At 57.7% G+C, this 21,348-nt stretch carries 20 protein-coding genes; 11 read left to right on the top strand and 9 right to left on the bottom strand.

What is annotated here, in order from left to right:
• Nucleotides 1-95 precede the first annotated feature (95 nt).
• Nucleotides 96-1,232 (top strand): alanine dehydrogenase, encoded by a 1,137-nt coding sequence (gene ald / locus ABJZ52_RS23055; protein WP_348186535.1) that lies wholly within the window; start codon nucleotides 96-98, stop codon nucleotides 1,230-1,232.
• A gap of 79 nt (nucleotides 1,233-1,311) precedes the next feature.
• Here the strand turns inward: ald and ABJZ52_RS23050 are convergent, their stop codons facing one another.
• The 4 genes from ABJZ52_RS23050 to pgi all read right to left on the bottom strand — a co-directional run bounded on the left by ABJZ52_RS23050 (nucleotide 1,312) and on the right by pgi (nucleotide 4,147).
• Nucleotides 1,312-1,587 (bottom strand): hypothetical protein, encoded by a 276-nt coding sequence (locus ABJZ52_RS23050; protein ID WP_348186533.1) that lies wholly within the window; start codon nucleotides 1,585-1,587, stop codon nucleotides 1,312-1,314.
• A gap of 74 nt (nucleotides 1,588-1,661) precedes the next feature.
• Nucleotides 1,662-1,931 (bottom strand): glycine zipper domain-containing protein, encoded by a 270-nt coding sequence (locus ABJZ52_RS23045; RefSeq protein WP_348186531.1) that lies wholly within the window; start codon nucleotides 1,929-1,931, stop codon nucleotides 1,662-1,664.
• A gap of 58 nt (nucleotides 1,932-1,989) precedes the next feature.
• The gene (locus ABJZ52_RS23040) at nucleotides 1,990-2,259 is read right to left on the bottom strand and encodes a glycine zipper domain-containing protein (protein WP_153768342.1); all 270 of its coding nucleotides are present in this window, start codon (nucleotides 2,257-2,259) and stop codon (nucleotides 1,990-1,992) included.
• 265 nt (nucleotides 2,260-2,524) lie between these two features.
• Nucleotides 2,525-4,147 (bottom strand): glucose-6-phosphate isomerase, encoded by a 1,623-nt coding sequence (gene pgi, locus ABJZ52_RS23035; RefSeq protein WP_348186528.1) that lies wholly within the window; start codon nucleotides 4,145-4,147, stop codon nucleotides 2,525-2,527.
• Nucleotides 4,148-4,490: 343 nt separating this feature from the next.
• On the opposite strand from pgi, the gene ABJZ52_RS23030 reads away from it, so the two are divergent.
• Together ABJZ52_RS23030 and ABJZ52_RS23025 are read left to right on the top strand one after the other, a co-directional pair.
• Entirely contained in the window at nucleotides 4,491-5,081 is a 591-nt protein-coding gene (locus tag ABJZ52_RS23030) for a LysE family transporter (RefSeq protein WP_348186526.1), read from the top strand.
• Nucleotides 5,082-5,211: 130 nt separating this feature from the next.
• The gene (locus tag ABJZ52_RS23025; RefSeq protein ID WP_348186524.1) at nucleotides 5,212-5,745 is read left to right on the top strand and encodes a PilZ domain-containing protein; all 534 of its coding nucleotides are present in this window, start codon (nucleotides 5,212-5,214) and stop codon (nucleotides 5,743-5,745) included.
• 102 nt (nucleotides 5,746-5,847) lie between these two features.
• Here ABJZ52_RS23025 and eda read toward each other — a convergent pair whose 3' ends face one another.
• The 4 genes from eda to ABJZ52_RS23005 form a co-directional block, all read right to left on the bottom strand.
• Nucleotides 5,848-6,486 (bottom strand): bifunctional 4-hydroxy-2-oxoglutarate aldolase/2-dehydro-3-deoxy-phosphogluconate aldolase, encoded by a 639-nt coding sequence (eda, locus tag ABJZ52_RS23020; protein ID WP_348186522.1) that lies wholly within the window; start codon nucleotides 6,484-6,486, stop codon nucleotides 5,848-5,850.
• Nucleotides 6,487-6,591: 105 nt separating this feature from the next.
• On the bottom strand, nucleotides 6,592-8,412 hold the full coding sequence (gene edd, locus ABJZ52_RS23015) for a phosphogluconate dehydratase (RefSeq protein WP_348186520.1): 1,821 nt from the start codon (nucleotides 8,410-8,412) through the stop codon (nucleotides 6,592-6,594).
• Between the two features lie 232 nt (nucleotides 8,413-8,644).
• A complete protein-coding gene (gene zwf / locus ABJZ52_RS23010; protein ID WP_348186518.1) occupies nucleotides 8,645-10,117 on the bottom strand; it encodes a glucose-6-phosphate dehydrogenase in 1,473 nt (490 codons plus the stop codon).
• A 179-nt stretch (nucleotides 10,118-10,296) separates the two neighbouring features.
• Entirely contained in the window at nucleotides 10,297-11,616 is a 1,320-nt protein-coding gene (locus ABJZ52_RS23005; RefSeq protein ID WP_348186516.1) for an ROK family protein, read from the bottom strand.
• Nucleotides 11,617-12,072: 456 nt separating this feature from the next.
• Here ABJZ52_RS23005 and ade point away from each other — a divergent pair, with 456 nt between their 5' ends.
• From ade to ABJZ52_RS22985, 4 genes are all read left to right on the top strand, one after another.
• On the top strand, nucleotides 12,073-13,803 hold the full coding sequence (gene ade, locus ABJZ52_RS23000; RefSeq protein WP_348186514.1) for an adenine deaminase: 1,731 nt from the start codon (nucleotides 12,073-12,075) through the stop codon (nucleotides 13,801-13,803).
• A complete protein-coding gene (locus ABJZ52_RS22995) occupies nucleotides 13,800-14,957 on the top strand; it encodes an AAA family ATPase (RefSeq protein ID WP_348186512.1) in 1,158 nt (385 codons plus the stop codon). The genes ade and ABJZ52_RS22995 overlap by 4 nt, the downstream gene beginning before the upstream one ends.
• A 278-nt stretch (nucleotides 14,958-15,235) precedes the next feature.
• Nucleotides 15,236-16,900 (top strand): long-chain fatty acid--CoA ligase, encoded by a 1,665-nt coding sequence (locus tag ABJZ52_RS22990; protein ID WP_348186510.1) that lies wholly within the window; start codon nucleotides 15,236-15,238, stop codon nucleotides 16,898-16,900.
• A 91-nt stretch (nucleotides 16,901-16,991) separates the two neighbouring features.
• Nucleotides 16,992-17,876, top strand: coding sequence for a helix-turn-helix transcriptional regulator (locus tag ABJZ52_RS22985; RefSeq protein WP_348186508.1), 885 nt, complete (start codon nucleotides 16,992-16,994; stop codon nucleotides 17,874-17,876).
• Between the two features lie 25 nt (nucleotides 17,877-17,901).
• Here ABJZ52_RS22985 and ABJZ52_RS22980 read toward each other — a convergent pair whose 3' ends face one another.
• Entirely contained in the window at nucleotides 17,902-18,963 is a 1,062-nt protein-coding gene (locus ABJZ52_RS22980; RefSeq protein ID WP_348186506.1) for a DMT family transporter, read from the bottom strand.
• Nucleotides 18,964-19,194: 231 nt separating this feature from the next.
• Here ABJZ52_RS22980 and ABJZ52_RS22975 point away from each other — a divergent pair, with 231 nt between their 5' ends.
• The 4 genes from ABJZ52_RS22975 (at nucleotide 19,195) to ABJZ52_RS22960 (ending at nucleotide 21,337) form a co-directional block, all read left to right on the top strand.
• A complete protein-coding gene (locus tag ABJZ52_RS22975; RefSeq protein WP_348186504.1) occupies nucleotides 19,195-19,779 on the top strand; it encodes a VOC family protein in 585 nt (194 codons plus the stop codon).
• A gap of 214 nt (nucleotides 19,780-19,993) precedes the next feature.
• Nucleotides 19,994-20,284 (top strand): ribbon-helix-helix domain-containing protein, encoded by a 291-nt coding sequence (locus tag ABJZ52_RS22970; RefSeq protein WP_153768359.1) that lies wholly within the window; start codon nucleotides 19,994-19,996, stop codon nucleotides 20,282-20,284.
• A gap of 106 nt (nucleotides 20,285-20,390) precedes the next feature.
• Entirely contained in the window at nucleotides 20,391-20,786 is a 396-nt protein-coding gene (locus ABJZ52_RS22965) for a VOC family protein (RefSeq protein ID WP_348186501.1), read from the top strand.
• Between the two features lie 26 nt (nucleotides 20,787-20,812).
• Nucleotides 20,813-21,337 (top strand): twin-arginine translocation signal domain-containing protein, encoded by a 525-nt coding sequence (locus ABJZ52_RS22960; RefSeq protein WP_348186499.1) that lies wholly within the window; start codon nucleotides 20,813-20,815, stop codon nucleotides 21,335-21,337.
• The last annotated feature ends 11 nt before the right edge of the window (nucleotides 21,338-21,348 follow it).

Below are 21,348 nucleotides of genomic sequence, written 5' to 3'. Positions count from 1 at the left end.
CAGGAAAGTGTTTGTGTGAGCCTAACATGCAATCCCATGCCGTCGTTTTTGCACTATTATTTTTCCATAAAAACGCTTACCAGCGAGGGGAAATCATGCGTATTGGCGTGCCGAAAGAAATCAAGAACCATGAATATCGGGTTGGTCTGACCCCTGACAGCGTGCGTGAGATGATCGCGCATGGTCATGACGTCTGGGTCGAGACCCAGGCCGGGAACGGGATCGGTGCGGATGACGCCGCCTATGAGGCGGTCGGCGCAACGATTTTGGCGACTGCACGTGAGGTCTTCGATGTGGCCCAGATGATCGTCAAGGTGAAAGAACCACAGGCAGTGGAACGCGCCATGCTGCGTCCTGACCACATTCTCTTCACCTATCTGCATCTGGCGCCAGATGCAGACCAGACTGCGGATCTGGTGAAGTCCGGCGCGATCTGCATCGCTTACGAAACGGTTCTCGGTGCCCGGGGCGGTCTGCCGCTGCTCGCACCCATGTCGCAGGTTGCCGGCCGTCTCTCCGTGATTGCGGGCGCCAAGGCGCTGGAAAAGGAAGCCGGTGGATCTGGTGTTCTGATCGGCGGCGTTCTAGGCGTTGCTCCGGGCAAAGTGGTCGTGATCGGCGGCGGCGTTGTTGGTGCCCATGCGATTACGATGGCTTTGGGCCTTGGAGCGGATGTGACCGTCCTGGATCGCAACGTGGATGTTCTGGCCGACCTGTCAAAGACGTTCGGCTCGTCGCTACGCACGGTCTATTCCACCAAGGCTGCGCTTGAGCAGCATGTTCTGGAAGCGGATGTGGTTGTTGGGGCCGTTCTGGTCGCCGGTGCAGCTGCGCCAAAGCTTGTGACTGCCGAAATGGTCAAGCGGATGAAACCGGGTTCGGTGCTGGTGGATGTGGCGATCGACCAGGGCGGCTGCTTCGAAACCTCGAAGGCGACGACCCATTCGGATCCGACCTACATTGTCGACGATGTTGTTCACTATTGCGTCGCCAACATGCCAGGTGCCGTGCCACGGACTTCGACCTATGCACTCAACAACGCAACCTTGCCCTTTGCACTCGCTCTTGCAGACAATGGGGCGGAAAAAGCGCTTCTTGAAGATCCACTCTTCCTGCCTGGGCTGAATGTCCACAAGGGGCAGATCACATGCGAAGCCGTCGCCGTTGCGCTTGGTTATGACTATGTCGAACCTGCTACCGCACTAAAGGCAGCCGACGTAGCTGCAGCCTAGGTTCCTATCGCGTTTCAAATGAAAAGGGCGGGGCCGGTGTCCGGTCTCGCCCTTTTGCGTGTCGTTTTGAAGCGCTGCGTCAGGGGCATCTGACCTTGTAGGGCGTGCCATCCTGGTCCCGGGCAATACAGTTCCTCGGGGTGGTGACGATGCCGACCAGGCCACCGCCGACCGCGCCAAGAGCAGCGCCAGCGAGTGCCGCGCCGGCTGTCGAGCCTGCGACGCCGCCGATGACCGCGCCGGTGGCAGCGCCAAGGCCTCCGCCTATGAGCATGCGGTCGCGCTGGCTTTCCGTGTTTGTGACACAGCCGGTCAGGGATATGGCCAGCACAGCCGCAATCAAGGTGATCTTCATCCAAGGTCTCCCGTAGATGGGGTTCGAATCACCAGAGTCTACAGCGGATTAGCGCGCTTGTCGGGTTGTAGATTTTACGGGCAGACGACGCGGTATGGGCGACCGTATTGGTCATAGGCCACGCAGTCTTTTGGTGCCGTTGCCGATCCGATGATGGCGCCGCCAGCTGCGCCGATCGCTGCGCCTGCCAGTGCAGGCCCGACGCCATTTCCAGCCGCTGCGCCGACGATCGCACCGGTCGCTGCGCCAAGACCGCCGCCAACAAGGGCACGGTCACGCTGGCTTTCGGACTGACAGCCAGCCAAGACAAGGACAGATGCTCCGATAAGGAAAAGTTTTTTCAACGCAATCTCCCTGATATGGCGAGGCTGGAGCCTGGTTGGCTCCAGCCGACAACCAGGTTTATGGGCAAGCTACACGGTAGGGATTGCCGTTACGGTCGTAGGCCACGCAGTTTTTCGGGGTTGTGGCAGAACCAACAATTGCACCGCCTGCGCCGCCGATGGCTGCGCCAACCAGGGCACCACCGACACCATTGCCGGTTGCTGCACCAATAGCTGCACCGGTGGCAGCTCCAAGGCCACCGCCCACGAGGGCTCGGTCGCGCTGGCTGTCGGACTGGCATGCTGCGAGAAGCAGGGCCGAGGCGGCGACCACAATCAATTTCTTCATTTTCAAGTCTCCCAAGTGAACATCACTCATATGCAAACGTCTGTTCCGCATCCCCGTCCATGAGATAAATCATCCGGTCCGGGTCATCTTGCATTCATTCCCAAGCGTAAAGCCCTTGGCAAAGAACAGCAATAAACCATGTGCGTTTCCAACACAGATGACAGCATATGGTTGCTAATAACGAACGAAATAAGGCGCAAGACAGATGTCCTGCGCCCGATTTCATCAAATTCACCAAGGAGCCGGCGCTGTCGACGCGGCCGATTTAATCAGTCAATACTGCCAAGAGGCCTCGCGTTGAGCTGTCTTTTGCCTCGGCGCTGGCGTCTCCCTTGACCATCGGCAGGAGCGCGGTGGCAAGTTCCTTGCCGAGCTCCACGCCCCACTGGTCGAAGGAATTGATGCCCCAGATTACACCTTCGACAAAGACCCTGTGCTCGTAAAGCGCGATCAAACGGCCAAGCGAAAATGGTGTCAGCTGGTCATGGACGATGGTGACCGAGGGACGGTTTCCCGGAAAGACCTTGTGCGGGGCGAGGCGATCCACCTCCGCATCGGACAGACCTGAAGCCTTCAGGAGTGCCTTGGCTTCCTCGAGCGTTCGTCCCAGCATCAAAGCTTCGGATTGAGCCAGACAATTGGCGACCAGCATCTCGTGATGATGGGCAAGATCGTCCTCGTGGCCTTTGGCCGCGACAATGAACTCGCAAGGGATCACGGTCGTGCCCTGATGCAGCAACTGGTAAAATGCGTGCTGGCCGTTGGTGCCTGGTTCGCCCCAGACCAGGGGACCTGTTTCCTGATCCACCGGCGCGCCGGAAAGCTTCACGCGCTTTCCGTTGGATTCCATGTCGAGCTGCTGGAGATAGGCCGGCAAACGCGCAAGACGCTGGTCATAGGGCAGGACGGCTCGGGCTGAATGGCCGAGAACATCCCGGTTCCAGACGCCGATCAGACCCATGAGCACCGGCAGGTTTTCGCGCAGCGGTGCTTCCGCGAAATGCTGGTCCATCGAGTGCGCGCCATCGAGGAACTCGTTGAATGCATCAGGCCCGATTGCAATCATCAGCGGAAGGCCGATGGCGGACCATACTGAGTAGCGTCCGCCGACCCAGTCCCAGAAGCCGAAGACCCGATCTTCCTGGATTCCGAAGTCCGAGACCTTGTCGAGTGCCGTCGAGACCGCAGCAAAGTGATCGCCGACGGCTTCCTCGCCCAGGGTTTCCGCGATCCACCGGCGCGCGGTCTGGGCGTTGGTCATTGTCTCGATGGTGGTGAAGGTTTTGGACGCGACAATGATCAGTGTTGTTGCGGGGTCGAGCTCGGCGAGCGTATCAGCGATATGTGCACCATCCACGTTGGAGACATAGTGAAGTGCTGGGCCATCATGATAGGGCGAGAGCGCAAGAGTGGTCATGACGGGGCCGAGATCGGAGCCGCCGATGCCGATGTTGACCACATCGGTGAATGCCTGACCATTTGAAGCCGCGATGTCGCCTGAGCGAATGCCATCGCAGAAATCGGCCATGGCGTTCAAAACCTCGAACACGTCAGGCATGACGTCATGGCCGTCGACCAGGACAGGCTCGCCCGAACGATTGCGCAGGGCCGTGTGAAGCACTGCACGATCTTCTGTCTCGTTGATTTTCGCGCCGGCGAACATGGCGTTGCGGCGCTCAGCCACATTGCTGGCCTCAGCGAGCTCGATCAGCAGGTCGAGCGCGGTGTCGTCCAGCAATGTCTTGGAGAAGTCGATCAGGAGATCGTCGTGCTTGACCGACAATTTGGCGAAGCGCTCGGGATCCTGAGCGAACAGGGTCCGCAAAGAACGATCTTCAAATGTAGCGGCATGAGCTGCCAGCTTTTCAAAGAGAGAGGACTGAGCCATGGAGCACTCCTGCGTTAAAACGATTTAAATGAGGATGTGGAGCAAATCGACCTTGATGGCAAGGCCATAGCACAGGTTGAATGGTCATCCGTAACTGCAGTTCCGATAAATGCATCAACCCTCAACATTCAACCTGGTGGTGGCCAGGTTGGCATTGCAGCGCCGGAGTTTCCACGCGGTCTCGAAACGACGTTGAAATCTCAAGGTCTTTCCAGTTGGCTCGATGCGATGATCACAAGGCAATTGAATGAGCATATGATCGCCAAAGTGAAGGTTCTGCGGCTCAAACACTTTTGCCCGGGGCCTGATTGATCCGGAAAAGAAAGGTCGATATCACCGGCTCATGCTTACCTTTCTTGCCGCTGTTTTCTTTCTCCTTATAACGCCTGGACCCGGCGTGCTTTCAATAGCAGGTGTGGGGTCAGGTTTCGGCCGTTCTGCGGGATTGCGGTATCTGATCGGATTGTTCCTGGGAACCAACATGGTCGCCCTGGCGGTGGTTTCCGGACTGGCCGCGGTCGTCTTTTCGATCCCGATCGTGCGCGACGCCCTGATGTGGGCGTCGGGGGCTTATCTTTTGTACCTGGCGCTAAAGATTGCGTTTTCGGGAACACGCATTGCCTTCGTTCATTCCGAGCGGTCACCAGGCATTCTTGGCGGATTGGCTCTACAGGCGATTAATCCGAAGGCCTATGCGGTCAATACTGCGCTGTTTACAGGCTTCGGCTTCTGGCCGGACAGCCTGATGACGGAGACGGTACTGAAATTTATCATGATCAATGCGATCTGGATTCCTGTCCACCTTGCGTGGCTTGCCGCCGGGATCTATCTGCACCGGCTCGATCTCGACGAACGCACCCACTTTGCGATCAACGTCGGGATGGCTCTTTCGATGCTGATGGTCGTCGTTCTCGCAGTACTTGCAGAGCTGTAGGCCGCCGTAGGCGATGGATCAGCCGAAATCTCCAAATAAAACGTCATAAAAGCTGCAAAAACACGCCAGGCTTAAACGACTGGAAACCGTGCTCTGGCATGCTCGCCTAAGTGAAGGAGAGCAGTCAGACATGACCCACGGCTTGGAGCATATGCAGGATCAACCTGATGCCAAGGTTGACGTCTTGGCGATTGACTTTGACAATCTCACCTGTGTCAAAGCGGTCCTGTCCAACGTCAGTCAATGGGGCTGTAGCCTGACCTCCGAGGACGCAAACGACCTGAGAAAGAATATTGGTATCCGGGTCGAGGAAAAGTCCAAGCTTATTCGCGGCACTGTCACAGCAGTCAAAGGCCATGTCGCCTCGGTCATTTTCCCAAAACAGGAAGCCGTGGTTCAGGACAAGCGCCGCGAACGACGCAATCAGGTGTCCATTCCGGTTACGATCTCGGACCGTGGCGGAGTGACCGAGATCTCCGGCATGATCGTTGATGCCGGGCAAAATGGTTGCCGGGTCAGCGCAAAAGGTCTGACCGCTCTTCCTGAAGACGTGGTCCTAAACCTGAAGAACTTCGACAAGCCGGTGCTTGGCGAATTTGCATGGCGAAATGCGAGTTTTGCCGGCCTGCGGCTGCTTTGGGATGCTCCTGAATCCATCGGTTAGAGTTTGTCGCGCTGAATTGGATAAACAGAAAAAGCCCGATCATTTGACCGGGCCCTTGTCGTCATTTGCGATCGCCGAGTGCTTTTTCAGGCACTCAGGCACTCAGGCACTTAGGGCCGCTGCAGCGCGGGCGCGTTCTTCGATGCCTGTCCAGTCTTCTGCCGCAATCGCCTTGGCATCTGCGATCCAGGACCCTCCAACGCAAAGCACATTTGGCAGGGACAGATAACCTGGTGCCTTTTCGAGGCTTACGCCGCCGGTGGGGCAGAACTTTGCCGCGGCCAGCGGGGAGGACAGGGATTTCAGGTAAGACGCGCCGCCTGCCTGTTCCGCAGGGAAGAACTTGAGGCGCTCATAGCCACGCTCCAAAAGCGCCATCACTTCGGAGGAGGTCGCCGCGCCGGGCAGCAGTGGCACATCGCTCTGTTCGGCGATGTCGAGAAGTTTCGTAGTTGCGCCCGGTGAGACGATGAACTGGCTGCCGGCAGCGACAGCTGCTTCATATTGTGCCTGATCGAGAACCGTGCCGGCGCCTGGGATGGCGCCTTCCACATTGTCCGCGACCAGCTTGATGGCTTCCAGGGCGCGGGGCGTGCGCAGGGTGATTTCGATGGACGGGAGGCCGCCACGCACCAGCGCTTCTGCCATTGGAACGGCTTTCGCCGGGTCCTCGATCACCAGGACCGGTACCACCGGAGCTGCAGTCATGACACGTTCGATCAGGGCAATATTTTGCGGCATTTTCATTCCTCGGTTCCGGTGTTTACCGGTTTCTATCTGTATCGCGGCCATTCGCCAATACGTCCGGTTTCATCAAGCCGGATGATGGCAGGACGGTCGCTGTGTCTAGGCGTCAAAGACATGTGCCCCGGTGTCGGCGCTTCCCACGTTGGCGCGGAACGCTGCAAAGAGATCGCGTCCAACGCCAGCATGATGAGCCGACATATCCTGTGTTGCGGGTGTGCGTGCTGCTAGCTCTGCGTCCTCGACCATCACCGCAAGCTCACCGGTGATCGCATCAACGCGGATCATGTCTCCGTCGCGAATGAGAGCCACAGGGCCGCCGTCCGCCGCTTCCGGGGTCAAGTGGATGGCAGCGGGGATCTTGCCCGAAGCGCCCGACATGCGGCCATCAGTGATCAGCGCCACCTTGTGTCCGCGGTCCTGCAGAATGCCAAGAGCCGGTGTCAGCTTGTGCAGCTCGGGCATGCCGCAGGCCTTGGGGCCCATGAAGCGCACGACGGCCGCCACATCGCCAGTGAATTCCTTGTTGGAGAACGCAGCCAGGAAGTCCTCCTGGGAATGGAAGACACGGGCTGGTGCCTCGATGATATGGCGTTCCTTGGCGACTGCCGAGATCTTGATGACAGCCTTGCCCAGATTGCCTGTCAGTACCTTCAGTCCACCGTTGGGGGAGAACGCTTTCGCGAAAGGCGCAACGACATTCTCGTCGCCCGAGGTTTCTGGAACAGGAGTGCGAATGACATTGCCGGTGCTGTCCAGGCTGGCCTCGACGGTGTAGCCGGAGAGGTCCGTGCCGTTCACCGTCTTCACATCCTGATGCAGATAGCCTTCGCTGAGCAGCTCACGGATCAGAAAGCCAAGTCCACCCGCTGCCTGGAAATGGTTCACATCAGCCTTGCCGTTCGGGTATACTCGCGCCAGAAGCGGAACAACGTCCGAGAGTTCGGATATGTCATCCCAGGTCAACTTGATGCCAGCGGCATAGGCCATGGCAACCAGGTGCATGGTGTGGTTGGTGGACCCGCCGGTGGCATGAAGGCCAATCACGCCATTGACGACCGCTTTCTCGTCGATGACTTCGCCGACCGGTGTGAATTCATTGCCTAGCGCCGTGATTGAGAGTGCTCGCTTGGCTGCTTCGCGGGTCAGTGCTTCGCGCAATGGCGTGCCCGGGTTTACGAAAGACGCTCCGGGCATATGCAGGCCCATGATTTCCATCAGCATCTGATTGGAGTTGGCCGTACCGTAAAAGGTGCAGGTGCCTGGACCGTGATATGACTTTGATTCAGATTCGAGCAATTCAGCGCGGCCGACCTTGCCTTCGGCATAGAGCTGGCGCGTCTTGGCCTTCTCGTCGTTCGAGATGCCTGTCGTCATTGGCCCGGCCGGGATGAAGATTGCAGGCAGATGTCCAAATGACAGGGCGGCAATCAGAAGGCCGGGAACGATCTTGTCGCAAATGCCCATGAAAACGGCTGCGTCGAACATCTGGTGCGAAAGGCCAACTGCGGCTGACATGGCGATGATGTCGCGCGAAAAGAGCGACAGCTCCATGCCCTCCTGACCCTGGGTGACGCCGTCGCACATGGCTGGCACACCACCTGCGACCTGAGCCACAGCGCCGATTTCGTGGGCCGCCTGGCGGATCAAATCCGGATAACGCTCATAGGGTTGATGAGCCGAAAGCATGTCGTTGTAGGCGGTGATGATGCCAAGGTTCGGGACGACATCACCCGAGAGCGCTGCCTTGTCACCTGGAGCGCAGGCCGCAAAGCCGTGGGCCAGGTTGCCACAGGCCAGACGCGACCGCTGGGGCCCCTTGTCTGCAGCTGCACGGATGCGCTCAAGGTAGATCGAGCGGCTGTCATGACTGCGCCTGGCGATACGTTCGGTCACTTCGCCGATACGTGCTTGGATCGTCATGTCTTTACATCCTTCTTGTCCGCTTTGGGGTGTCGATGATCCTCAGGTGACGAGTTGGTCGACGGCGGCGTTGAACCAAAGAAAGGAGCGGGCTCGGTCCTTTGGCATTTCTTTTCAATCGATTGAAATTCGCATCGCAGTATGACCTGGAAATGTCACAACAATACAAATCTCGACGGACGTCCCGTCTTGGGAAATGCCCGGCCTGACGCATGGCCGGCCGGGCGTGCTGTCAAAGTCCGTCTTCAGCCCATGTGCGGCCGTCACGCTCTACAAGCGCGATGGAGGCCGATGGTCCCCAGGTGCCTGCGGTGTAGCCGCGTGGCGTTTCCTTGGAGTTGGCCCATGCGGCGAGGATCGGATCGACCCATGCCCAAGCCGCGTCCACTTCATCGCGGCGCATGAAGAGGGTCTGGTTGCCGCGGATGACATCCATGATCAGGCGCTCGTATGCGTCCGGATTACGGACCTTGAACGCGTCGGCAAAGCTCATGTCGAGCGGGACTTCGCGCAGGCGCATGCCGCCAGGACCGGGATCCTTGATCATCACCTTCATCTGCACGCCTTCGTCGGGCTGCAGGCGGATGATCAGCCTGTTGGCCGAAATGGTGCCAGCTTCCTCGTCGAAGATCGAGTGCGGGATCGGACGGAACTGCACCACGATTTCCGAAACGCGCTGGGCCAGTCGCTTGCCCGTTCGCAAATAGAACGGGACGCCGGCCCATCGCCAGTTGGCGATCTCGGCTTTCAGCGCGACAAAAGTCTCCGTGGTGCTGTCGTCTCGGCCCAGTTCTTCCAGGTAGCCCGGCACAGCGCCACCGGCGGAAGCTCCGGCCTTGTACTGTCCGCGTACCGTCAATTTGTCTGCGGTGGCTTCCGTGATCGGTGCAAGGGCTTTCAGCACCTTGAGCTTTTCATCGCGAACGCTGTCGGCGTTCATGGATTCAGGTGGCTCCATGGCCACGAGGCAAAGCAGCTGCAGTATGTGGTTTTGAACCATATCCCTCAAGGCGCCGGCAGTATCGTAGTAGCCCGCGCGGCCTCCGGTTCCCAGAGATTCAGCAACGGTGATCTGCACATGATCGATATGCGCAGCGTTCCAAAGCGGTTCAAAGAGGGCGTTGGCAAAGCGCAACGCCATAAGGTTCTGCACCGTTTCCTTGCCCAGATAGTGGTCGATGCGGAAGATTTGGTGTTCATCGAAGACACCGCCGACGTTGTCATTCAGCGTCTTGGCAGATGCGCCGTCCTTGCCGATCGGCTTTTCAATCACGACGCGCGTCTTGTCGGTCACCAGGCCAGCGTCACCGATGCTCTTGCAGATGGTTCCGAAGAGATCCGGTCCAACGGCAAGGTAGAACGCGCGGATAACATCCGGGCGTTCATCCAGGACGGTCTTGAGATCATTCCAACCTTCGCCGGACGCAATATCGATGGTGACATAGTGAAGGCGGGCAAGGAAAACCTCGAGTGCGGCCTCGTCAACATCGCCGACGTGCTCGTTGAGTGCCTCTCGCGCCCACGCCCTGTAGTCATCATCGGAATACTTGCGGCGGGAAGAGGCGATGATCCGGGCATTCTCAGGCAGCTGACCATCGCTGCAACGATGGTAAAGCGCGGGGATCAGCTTGCGATGGGCAAGGTCTCCAGATGCTCCGAAGACAACCAAGTCGAACTCATCGACTTCTATGACGCGTACTGCCATGCGTGCGGTCCTTGATTTGAATTCTTTTCGAGTTTTTAAATCGGTTTAATCGTCCTGTCAGCAAGCGGATCATGTTTTTTGCATCCTGATCCTGATTTTTTTCGGGATCCAAAGAAAATATAACATGATTGCGTTTGGCGGACACTCCTGCATGCGAAACTTTCCGTCAAGCGATCTTGCTAGGGACGTGGGGCGGTTACCGCATATCGTTCTGTCTGATGGCTCTTGCCAGACCCTTGAACAGAGTCTTCTCGTGGAATCGCTCCGGCCGGTCTTTTGGGCTCGCCACCGGTCAAGATTGATGCGCGCGGCGAGAAATTGAAGAACATTGGCAGGCTGGCTGCGCCGATCGCACCTGCATCCTGACCAAAGCTGCCGAACAACAACTCTGGTGTTGATCGGGCTTCCGGAGCCGCTTCTGCCAGCGCAACTTGCAGCGCGTTTGCCAATCGCTCGCTGAATACGCCGTTGAGGTCTCCATCTATAATCACGCGTGGCACATCCAGGAGCGCCAGAGCCATGCTGATCGCATGGGTCAAGGCGGCGACGCAATCATCCAGCCATTCTGCGGCCAGCGGATCATCCCGGTCGAATGCTGCCTGCAAGTCGAGGCGACCATTGCTGGGGAAACTGTCTGGCGCCAGGTGCCGATCAAGTGCAACGAGCGAGGCGCGCGTCAAAAGAAGATCCCAGGCCTTCTTTGGTTCGGGCGCGGTCGACAACGTGCTTGGGGGGACCGGTATCATCGCCACATCGCCGGCATTTCCAGCGCTCCCGCGTATGACGTCGCCGCCGATACACAGCCCGCCGCCAATTGCCGGTCCGATAAAGAGGTAGAGGAAATCGTCGCGCTGGCGGCCGTGCCCGTAAAAGACCTCGGCCACTGTTGCCGCAGTGCCGTCGTTTTCGCGAAAGACCGGGAGCCCGGTGGCGTTTTCCATTGCCGCAGCCATATCAAAGTCGTCCCAAAGCTTGAAGTTTGCTTCGGGAAGTCCGAGTTCATGGAGCCAGGCGCCGAGATTGAAAGGCTGGGCCAGGCCAATCCCTGTAACCCTGCTTCTTTCCTCCTCGCTGAGCAGGCTCATCAGGTTCTCTAGATCCTTGCTGATGAGCTCCAGTGCGGCTTCGGGAGCGGGCAAAATAATATCGTGCGTACTGCGGCCGATGAGCTTGCCCTCAAAGTCAACGAGAACAGTCTCCAGGTTGGTACGGTCGATGCGGACGCCGAAGCCAAAGGCTCCTCTGGCGGCCAGCCGGAGGAGGGTGGCAGGTTGGCCCCGGCCTCCGCCATGATGCTTGCCTATTTCCTCAATCAGGCCGTCTTGCGCCAGCGATTGAATGATTGCGCCGACGGCTGCATTTGTGAGCTTGGCTGCTCTCGCCAAATCTGCCTTTGAAGCTTTTTGAACGCGTCGTAGAATTTGCAGGACAATACGCTCGTTGTAACGGCGGAGCTGCGCCGAATTGGAGCCTCGGGCCTTAGGTCGGGTCAGGGCCAACGAAACAGAACTCCCGCAAGATGAACGTTTTCCGCGTCTTCAGGCACGAGCGGGCCGTACGACGCGGAAAACAAGGTGCCATTGTCGATGGGGTGCATGGCAAAGATTATTAATTATTGTTGATTTAATTATTTTGAAAAAGCCCGACTTGTCAATTTGAAAGTTATGACGCGGCGCATATATTGAACGATGCGCCGCATTAAGTTGTTGTAATTTAGTATTTTTCGCTAAATGATTTATCTTGGGTTTTCGTCGACTTTTAGGCGCTTTCAAAGTCGGCTGATCTTTTTCTTTCTTGAAAGACAGCATTTACGCTCGAAAAGAAACGATTTGCCGTCTCTTGTGCACGGAGCTGGCTCTTGTCCGGTCAGCCTTTGCGTTGGTGTCAATCACCGCTTTAGAATGCCGGTCATGTGAAATCAGCGTTGCGAACGCGCACAATCATCGGAGTTGACCATGTCCGAAGGGCAAGCAGAGCACGGCGCGGAGTTTCTCGCCAAGGCAATCGCCGCAGGGGCAGGGGAGGTGCCTTGTGATCTCGTCATCAAGAACGCTCGGGTGTTCTCCGTTCTGGATGGATCAACCCTTGAAACGGATATCGGGATTGTCGGAGACCGCATCGTCGGAACACAGGGTGCCTACGAAGGCAGCCGGGAGATTGACGCCGAGGGCCGGGTTGTGGTTCCGGGTTTCATCGACACGCACCTTCATGTGGAGTCGTCGCTGGTGACACCTTTCGAGTTCGATCGATGTGTGCTGCCCCACGGTGTGACGACGGCCATATGTGATCCTCATGAGATTGCCAATGTGCTGGGGACTGAGGGGATCCGCTATTTCCTCGAGAGCTCGCTCGAGACGGTGATGGATCTTCGTGTGAACCTGTCCTCCTGTGTGCCCGCGACAGCCTTCGAGACGGCGGGAGCCTGTCTCGAAATCGAAGATCTGCTGCCCTTGCGCGATCATCCAAAGGTCATTGGTCTGGCGGAGTTCATGAATTTTCCCGGAGTGTTGGCGCGGGACCCGAAAGTGCTCGCCAAGCTCGAGGCCTTTCAGGGTGGGCACATTGATGGTCATGCGCCACTGCTCGGCGGAATGGCATTGAATGGCTATCTGGCAGCCGGCATTCGCACGGATCATGAGGCGACGACAGCAGAGGAAGCGCTTGAGAAACTCTCGAAAGGGATGACGATCCTGATCCGGGAAGGCTCTGTCTCAAAGGATCTGGATGCATTGGCGCCAATCCTTCAGCCGGATGTGTCTGCCTTTGTTGCGCTTTGTACGGATGATCGTAATCCGCTGGATATTGCCGAAGAAGGCCATCTGGACAGCATGATCCGGCGACTGATCGCCAAGGGCATCCGCCCGCTCGATGCGTATCGCGCCGCGAGCTGGTCCGCTGCAACGGCTTTTGGCCTCAAGGACAGAGGCATGATCGCGCCAGGTTGGCGCGCAGATCTCGTGCTTCTGGATGATTTCGACGATTGCCGCGTCAGTTCGGTTGTTGGCGGTGGTCGCCCGGTGGAGGCCTCCCGGTTCGACAAGCGGAAAATTGTTGCCCCTGTCGGTCTCGACAGCGTCAAGGCGACGCCCGTCGCGGCAGAAGCGTTCTGGGTTCAGGCCAAGGCTGGAGAAGCCGACGTCATCGGTGTGGTTCCGGGCCGGATTATCACCGAACATCTCAAAATGAATTTGCCCGAAGCCGATGGACTCGCGCAGATCGACCTGAAGCAAGACGCGTTGAAGGTGGCTGTTGTCGAGCGCCACAGGCAGACCGGCAACATCGGATGCGCTTTCGTTTCAGGCTTTGGCTTGAAACAAGGTGCCATTGCCTCATCGGTTGGCCACGACAGCCACAACATCTGCGTTGTCGGGGCGAGCGAAGTCGCCATGGCCAAAGCGGTCAATCGCGTGATCGAATTGAAGGGCGGATTTGTCGTGGCCAGCGACGAGGGCATCGATGCGGAAATGGCGTTGCCGTTGGCCGGTCTCATGAGCTTAGAGCCTTTCGAGGTGGTTAAGGCCCAGTTGGAAGCGCTCCGCGTGGCCGCGAAGGATCTCGGGTGTGTTCTCCCTGAGCCTTTCCTGCAGGTCGCCTTCCTTCCGCTTCCGGTCATTCCGCATCTCAAGATCACGGATTTCGGATTGTTTGACGTCAATGCCTTCAAGTTGATTGACAAGGCCTCATGATCCTGAGCTTTGCCGTTTCGGGATATCGATCCCTTCGCGATCTGGTGCTGCCGCTTGATCGGGTCACGGTGGTCACGGGCGCGAACGGCTGTGGCAAATCAAGTCTCTATCGCTCAATTCGCTTGCTTGCGGATGTCGCCCAGGGACGAGCGATATCTTCCCTTGCGCGCGAGGGCGGGCTGACGTCTACCTTGTGGGCGGGGCCGGAGATTATTTCGCGCACTATGAAAAGCGGTGAGGTTCCGGTTCAGGGAACCCGGCGGACGTCTGTGGTCAGCCTCAAACTTGGCTTTGCTGACGAGGACTATGGCTATGCCATTGATCTCGGCCTGCCTGTTGGCGACAAAACGTCCTTTTTCAACTCTGACCCTGAAATCAAGACGGAAGCGCTCTGGGCGGGAGAAGCTCTGACGCGGCACAATGAGATTGCCGGCCGCAATGGGCCGAGTGTTCGGGTCTTGAACGGCCAGGGGCATCGCATGCCGGTGATGCAGAACCTGGCGAGCTTTGACAGCATGATGACCCACGCCGCCGACCCACGCGATGCTCTTGAACTCCTGGTGATGCGCGAACGGATGCGGAGCTGGCGGTTTTACGATCACTTGCGCACGGATCTCGACGCTCCGGGCCGGGTGCCGCGCATCGGAACGCGCACGACCGCTCTTTCCGGGGATGGAGCCGACCTGGCGGCAGCCTTGCGTACCATTCAGGAAATAGGCAATCCGAGACTTCTTGATGAGGCTGTTGAAGACGCTTTTCCGGGGTCTCGGATCGAGGTACGCGTCACGGATGGCCTGTTCGAGGTGCTGATGTATCAGCATGGACTGCTTCGACCTTTGCGAACCTCCGAGTTGTCCGATGGCACTATGCGGTATCTGCTTTTGATTGCGGTGTTGCTGACACCCCGTCCGCCGCCGCTTCTGGTGCTGAACGAGCCTGAGACCAGCCTGCACCCGCGTTTGCTCGAACCTCTCGGCCGTCTGGTGGCGACTGCGGCCGAGAAGACGCAGGTCATACTGGTGACCCATGCTCATGAGCTTGCCGATCAGCTTGCGAGCTGTGATGGGTGCCTGCGCTATGAATTGCGCAAGGAATTGGGCGAAACAGTCATCGATAACGTCGATCTGCCTCGATGGAACTGGCCAAAGCGCTAGTCAATCACCAGATAGGGATCTGAGACGGCCAAATTTCCGAAAATCCTAATTGATGCCTTTAAAACCAAAAAAACTTGGGGGGGTGTCGTTACGTCGTGAGTTGACGTTTACGGAAGCGTATGTGCAATTCATGAGGCAGAAGGCCACGAAATGGCCTCGCCTGACATAGGGCAGTTCCGCGAGGAGGAAGCAACACGGTCGTTCCATTGGAAGGACTTTGTGCTTAAGGGGAGCGCCGGTCGTCAGGTGTGAATAAAACGAGCGAGTTGGAGATCGCCATGACGACTGCGGAGGAATGGTGCGAGGCGTTCACGCCGCGCCCGGTGCACGAATATCTCGAAGACACGATCAAGACACTGGGCGACAGCCCTGCAGCCGACTTTCTCGGCAAGGTCTGGACCTATCGTGAGTACGGCGAGATGGTCGAAAAAACGGCAGCTGGCCTGCAGTCAATGGGTGTGAAACCCGGGGTTCATGTTGGCCTGTGTCTGCCGAACACGCCCTATTATACCGTGTTCTACTTCGCGATCCTGAAGATCGGCGGCACCGTCGTGAACTTCAATCCGCTGTATGTGGAGCGTGAGTTGGCGTTTCAGGCGCGTGATGCTGACGTGCGCATCATGGTCACCATGGATCTCTGCCAGATTTACGACAAGGTCGAGGCTATTCGCCAGGAAAACGTTCTGGACAAGATCATCGTTTGCCCGATGACCGCGATCTTGCCGCAACCCAAGAAGCTGCTCTTCAGCCTGTTCAAGCGCAAGGAAGTGGCCTCGATTCCCGATGACGCTACCCATATTCGCTTTGAGGATCTTCAAGCCGTTCCCGGCAAGGCAACGCCAGTGAAGATCAATCCGGAAACGGATATTGCAGTGCTGCAATACACGGGCGGTACGACAGGTGTTCCCAAGGGAGCGATGCTGACTCATCGCAATTTGGCGGCCAACATCGAACAGATGCGATGCGTCTTCGAAAAAGCGGAGAAGGGCAAGGAAAAGATGCTCTGCGTCCTGCCGTTTTTTCACGTCTTTGCGATGACAGTGGCGCAGAATCTGGCAGTCGTTCTGGGCGCTGAAATGGTGCTTCAGCCCCGATTCGAGTTGAAATCCCTGCTTGATGCGGCAAAGCGCAAGAACGTGACCCTGTTCCCGGGCGTGCCGACCTTGTTTACCGCCATCAACAATTCTCCTTTGACGAAAAAGTACGATCTGACGTCGATCAAACTCTGTCTTTCCGGAGGTGCGCCGCTGCCTGTCGAGGTCAAGAGCAACTTTGAGAAACTGACCGGCTGTATTCTGGTTGAGGGGTATGGACTGACGGAATCTTCTCCTGTCGCTGCGGTCAACCCGCTCGACCGCACAAGCGTTGCCGGATCCATTGGCCGTCTTGTTCCGGGCACACAGGCACGGTTTTGCGACCTGGAAGACCTCAGCAAGGACGCCGCGCCGGGCGAAAAGGGCGAGCTTTGCCTCAAGGGGCCCCAGGTCATGCTGGGCTACTGGAAGCGCCCTGATGAGACCGAGCAAACCATTGAGAACGGTTTTCTTCACACCGGGGATGTCGGGTATCAGGATGAGGATGGCTTCATCTATCTAGTCGACCGAATCAAGGATCTCATCATTTGCTCGGGATACAACGTTTATCCTCGGGTGATCGAGGAGGCGGTTTACCAGCATGAGGCGGTCGATGAGTGCATCGTGATCGCGATTCCTGACCCCTACCGCGGTCAGTCACCCAAGGCTTTCGTCAAGTTGAAGGACGGGGCCGATGTGAGTGCCACGGACTTGAAAGAGTTCCTGAAGGATCACCTTTCGACCATCGAACTGCCGCGTGAGGTCGAGTTCCGTAGCGAATTGCCCAAAACAATGGTCGGCAAATTGTCGAAGAAGGAACTCGTCGAGGAGGAAATGGCCAAACGGGCCGAGCTGGCCGCAACCGCCTGACCGTCCTTGCGGAAAGCTGCTGCTTGCCTGTTGATGCGGTTCGGGGTACCGACAAGGTGTCCCGAACCGACCTTCGAAGGCGAGTGAATACATGCTGGAAGATCTGCCGCGCTATCTGACGACCCGTGAATTGGCTGATCTGATCCGGGTCAAGGAGCGCAAGGTCTATGATCTGGCGGCAACCGGCGATGTTCCGCACAGCCGGGCCACCGGTAAACTTCTGTTCCCCCGTGATGCCGTTCTGGCCTGGATCGACCGGGCCGGCGATGCGGCGGAAGATGAGGCCGAACGCCCGCAGGTCGTGCTTGGCAGCCATGATCCCCTGCTGGAGTGGGCTCTGCGGGAGTCGGGCTCAGGACTTGCCAGTCTTTTTGACGGCAGTCTGGATGGCATCAAGCGATTTGCCGGAAAGCAAGGCATTGCTGCTGCGATGCATGTTCCCGACAGCGAAGGCGACAACTGGAATAATGAACAGGTCGACCGCCATTTTTCCTTCAAACCTGTCGTGCTGATTGAGTGGGCCAAGCGTCGCCGCGGGCTGATCCTGCCAGCCGGCAACCCTCTGAAGATCCGAAGCCTGACGGATATGGTCGGCCGCCGGCTGACCCGCCGCCAGGAAGCCGCCGGAAGTCATGTCCTGCTGCAGCGGAAACTGGGAGAGATGGGCATCGATCCGAGTACTGTTGTCCAGGACGGGCCATTGGTTCGCGACGAGCGCGAGGCGGCTCTTGCGGTCTTTTCGGGCGAGGCGGATGCCGCGTTCGGATTGGAAACCGCAGCACGCCAGAGCCGACTCGAATTTCTGCCTGTGTGCGAGGAAAGGTTCGACCTTCTGGTCGGCCGCCGTGATTACTTCGAAGCTCCGTTCCAGAAACTTCTGGCCTTTGCGCGCTCCAGCAGCCTCGCCGCCAAGGCTGATCAACTTGGCGGCTATGACGTCACCAAGCTAGGAACCGTTCGCTTCAATGGCTACTAGAGGCTAGATCTCTGGCCGGTTCTAGTCAGTTGTTGTAGCCGCGTCCTTCGGCAGCGCGGGCGAGCTGGCGTCCGCGCACGGCTTCACGCCTGACCGTGTACATGGACGCGGCGATGATGATGCCTGCACCGATGAGTGTTTCGACACTGGGCCACTGGCTGAAGACCAGGGCACCAATGATGGTGGCATAAAGCAGGCGGGTATAATCCAGAGACGCGATGGCGGTTGCTTCTCCGGCTCGGAAAGCCTTGATGTTGGACATCTGAGCGGCCCAGGAGACCACGCCGATCATGATGAGAAGGCCCCATTCCTCCAGGCTTGGCGCCTTCCAGGTGTAGATCGCCGGACCCGCCATGATCAGGCCTACGAAGACTGCCTGATAGGTAAGGATGGTCGTCGGGCTGTCGGTCTTCGTCAGGATGCGCAAGATGACCATGACCAGTCCCGCGCAGGCTGCGCCTATGATTGCCAGCAGCGCAAAGGGGTCGATGAACCCGTCCCCTTCAGGACGCAACATCAACAACACACCGAGAAAGCCGACGATCGTGGCGCCCCAGCGATGGATGCCGACGGTTTCGCCCAGGAAGGCGATAGCGAAGATCGTGAGAAAGAAAGTCTTTGAAAAGCTGAGTGCTGTGACATCGGCGAGAGGCAGTTCAATAATGGCGGTGAAGCCGCAAAGCATGGCCGTTGTGGCGAAGATGATGCGGGCGACCTGCAGATCCGGACGTTTGGTGGCCAGCGAGGTTGGCAGACCGCGAAGGATCCGTGGCGCGACAATAAGCACCATCACGGCCTGACGGACTGCCAGAATCTGGAACACGCCCAGATCGCTGCCCGCCAGCTTGATCAGCGTCGACATGATGGTGAAAAGAAAGGCTGCTTGCAGGATCCAGAGCGCGCCGATGGTGTTGGCGGGCAGGGCTGCGATCCGCTGGCCAATGCGCGTCGCAGAGAAAACATCAGCGCTTTCGTCAGCGCCCTTTTCGGATTTTGGGAAAGCCGAATTGCCATCAGTTGGATCTGATCTGGAATTTGATGAAGACGGATCAGCGTCCCCGGCTTCAGAGCTAGGGGGCTTGTTCATGGTGCTTCCTTGGCGGTTTCATGCGCATGACCAGCAGAGGGCGCTGTGGCGTTCCGAGCGGCGAGCGGCAGCAGATCGTACAGACAATACCCGTTTTGCCGGAATTGGAAAGGGCAGCTACTGTCCGCTGCGGGGAGAAGACAGACTGTTTACAGGCTGACGACTTGCCGTGTCTTACTTGCACGGTATAGCCAGACAGGAAGAGATTTCCACCAAATCGGGAGAGCAGTCATGAGAAAGATCCAGACGCAGGGGGTGCATCATATCACGCTCGTTGGTGCCGACCGGCAGACATCCATCGACTTCTGGGAAGGCATGTTGGGAATGCCCTTCGTGTTTGAACAGCCCAATCTGGACAACTCCGATGAAAGCCACCTCTATTTTGATCCGGGCGACGGCCGGTTGATCACCATCTTTACCGATGAAAGCCGCAAGGCTGATGCTTCGTCCGTTTCCCAGTCTATTGGCTGCGTGCACCATCTGGCTCTCAACGTCTCACAAGCGAGCTTTCGGCAGATAGCGGCGCGTCTTGACGAGAGAGGCGTTGGCCATAGTGGTCCGAAGGACCGTGGTTTCATGGATTCCATCTACTTTCGCGACCCGCTCGGCTTCCTGATCGAGCTTGCTTCCTATCGTTTCGAACCACCGGAAGGGGTTTCTCACGGCGAGGTCATGCTGGAGGCCCACAAACTCCGGGTAGCGCGGGGGGACTACAACATCCAGGAAATCCATCTGGCCGACGCGATCGAGGCACTGGTTCTGAAAGGCCGACGGAGCCTCTCAGACGACCGGGGGCCTAAAAATCCCTATGGGTAAGCTTCGCAAGAGCGCTTTCTTGTCTCAAATTCTTGCAATCAGGGCAAAGGTGATGTTCCATAAAAGCGTGTCGGATGATTGAAAGTCCGCAGATTTTTGCGGTCCCATTGCCGATGCGGCGGCAACATGCGCCTCCCTTGTCCTGCATGGACTTGCGTTTCATACCGGTGAGCACATCATTGCTGTCCCAATTATAAAAATCGGGAGGTTAGGCATGTGTGAGATTTTCGCAGGACAGGATCCCGCTGACTATGAGCCGGAGACAAGGCGCCTTCGGCTGAACGGGCAGAGCACGAGCATTCGCCTTGAGCGCTCATTCTGGCAGATCGTCGATGAGATTGCAGCGAGCGAAGGTGTCACCACGCCGGCGTTTGTGTCCAGACTGCACTCGGAAGTGCTGCAGCTTCGCGGCGAGGCCCGCAATTTTACATCGCTGCTGCGTTGCGCCTGCCTTATCCGCACGCGTCGTACACTCGGGCATGTTGAAACGATCGCGGCGGAATGACGATTTTGAAGAAAATTTCAGTGTAGTACTTTAATACTACCAGCAAGTTTAAGAAACCTCGCACTCTTTCCTCATGGTCGCAAAGACGGCCAAATAGGAGGATGCGTTGGCAAAAGCTATTCATGCGATGTTTCGCGTGCTGGATGAGGCGCGGTCTGTTTCCTTTTACAAGGAAGCATTCGGTCTAGATGTCGCAGACCGACTTGATTTCGACAGTTTTACACTCGTTTACATGAAAAATAATTCCGCTGACTTTGAAGTGGAACTGACCATCAACAAGGATCGTACCGAGCCGTATGACCTGGGAGATGGTTATGGTCACATGGCCTTTTGTGTCGATGACCTGGACCGCGAACATGCCCGTTTCGAGGCAGCCGGATTTTCACCTAGGAAAATTGTCGAGTTTGAGAGGGATGGCGTCCTGCTGGCCCGGTTTTTCTTTGTTCAGGACCCCGACGGTTATCAGATCGAGGTTTTGCAGAGGTACGGCCGCTACACCTGACGCGATTGCCGATGGGAGGAGAGGAAATGACAAAGACAATGGAACGACGCGGCATGACGCGTCGGGAATTGCTGACGCGTAGTTCGGCCGTCACCGCGGCGCTTCTGATTGGCCCTGGCCTGGTCGCCGGTGTGTCGGGGGCCTGGGCGATGGAGGTCAGCCACGTGTCGCCGCAAACAATGGCCACTTTGATCCAGATGGCCCGCGACATCTATCCGCATGACCATGTTGCCGACGACTACTATGCGGCAGCGGTCAAGGCCTACGACAATGCAGATCAGGCGGCGATGATCGAGGAGGGAATTGCCGCGCTCAACAGTGCTGCACAAGGACGGGGATTTGGCAGTTACATTGATGCCGGCTGGGAACGCGACCGGGTCAATATTCTTCGAGGGATGGAGGCAAGCCCGTTCTTTCAGACCATCCGGGGGGGGCTTGTGACTGGTCTCTACAACCAGAAAGCCGTTTGGCCACTCTTCGGCTATGAGGGCGAGAGCTACTCCAAGGGTGGCTACATCGACCGCGGCTTTGACGACATCAACTGGATCTAGGGGCACGGATC

The sequence above is a fragment of the Roseibium sp. genome (assembly GCF_039982295.1).
GTDB lineage: Bacteria > Pseudomonadota > Alphaproteobacteria > Rhizobiales > Stappiaceae > Roseibium.
Note: the sequence above shows the minus strand (reverse complement) of the source record. Positions and strands in the feature narration are given on the sequence as shown.

Coding starts and splice junctions, on each gene's coding strand:
- ald (WP_348186535.1), top strand. CDS start 96: ATGCGTATTGGCGTGCCGAAAGAAATCAAGAACCATGAATATCGGGTT.
- ABJZ52_RS23050 (WP_348186533.1), bottom strand. CDS start 1,587: ATGAAGATCACCTTGATTGCGGCTGTGCTGGCCATATCCCTGACCGGC.
- ABJZ52_RS23040 (WP_153768342.1), bottom strand. CDS start 2,259: ATGAAGAAATTGATTGTGGTCGCCGCCTCGGCCCTGCTTCTCGCAGCA.
- pgi (WP_348186528.1), bottom strand. CDS start 4,147: ATGGCTCAGTCCTCTCTCTTTGAAAAGCTGGCAGCTCATGCCGCTACA.
- ABJZ52_RS23030 (WP_348186526.1), top strand. CDS start 4,491: ATGCTTACCTTTCTTGCCGCTGTTTTCTTTCTCCTTATAACGCCTGGA.
- ABJZ52_RS23025 (WP_348186524.1), top strand. CDS start 5,212: ATGACCCACGGCTTGGAGCATATGCAGGATCAACCTGATGCCAAGGTT.
- eda (WP_348186522.1), bottom strand. CDS start 6,486: ATGCCGCAAAATATTGCCCTGATCGAACGTGTCATGACTGCAGCTCCG.
- edd (WP_348186520.1), bottom strand. CDS start 8,412: ATGACGATCCAAGCACGTATCGGCGAAGTGACCGAACGTATCGCCAGG.
- zwf (WP_348186518.1), bottom strand. CDS start 10,117: ATGGCAGTACGCGTCATAGAAGTCGATGAGTTCGACTTGGTTGTCTTC.
- ade (WP_348186514.1), top strand. CDS start 12,073: ATGTCCGAAGGGCAAGCAGAGCACGGCGCGGAGTTTCTCGCCAAGGCA.
- ABJZ52_RS22995 (WP_348186512.1), top strand. CDS start 13,800: ATGATCCTGAGCTTTGCCGTTTCGGGATATCGATCCCTTCGCGATCTG.
- ABJZ52_RS22990 (WP_348186510.1), top strand. CDS start 15,236: ATGACGACTGCGGAGGAATGGTGCGAGGCGTTCACGCCGCGCCCGGTG.
- ABJZ52_RS22985 (WP_348186508.1), top strand. CDS start 16,992: ATGCTGGAAGATCTGCCGCGCTATCTGACGACCCGTGAATTGGCTGAT.
- ABJZ52_RS22980 (WP_348186506.1), bottom strand. CDS start 18,963: ATGAACAAGCCCCCTAGCTCTGAAGCCGGGGACGCTGATCCGTCTTCA.
- ABJZ52_RS22975 (WP_348186504.1), top strand. CDS start 19,195: ATGAGAAAGATCCAGACGCAGGGGGTGCATCATATCACGCTCGTTGGT.
- ABJZ52_RS22970 (WP_153768359.1), top strand. CDS start 19,994: ATGTGTGAGATTTTCGCAGGACAGGATCCCGCTGACTATGAGCCGGAG.
- ABJZ52_RS22960 (WP_348186499.1), top strand. CDS start 20,813: ATGACAAAGACAATGGAACGACGCGGCATGACGCGTCGGGAATTGCTG.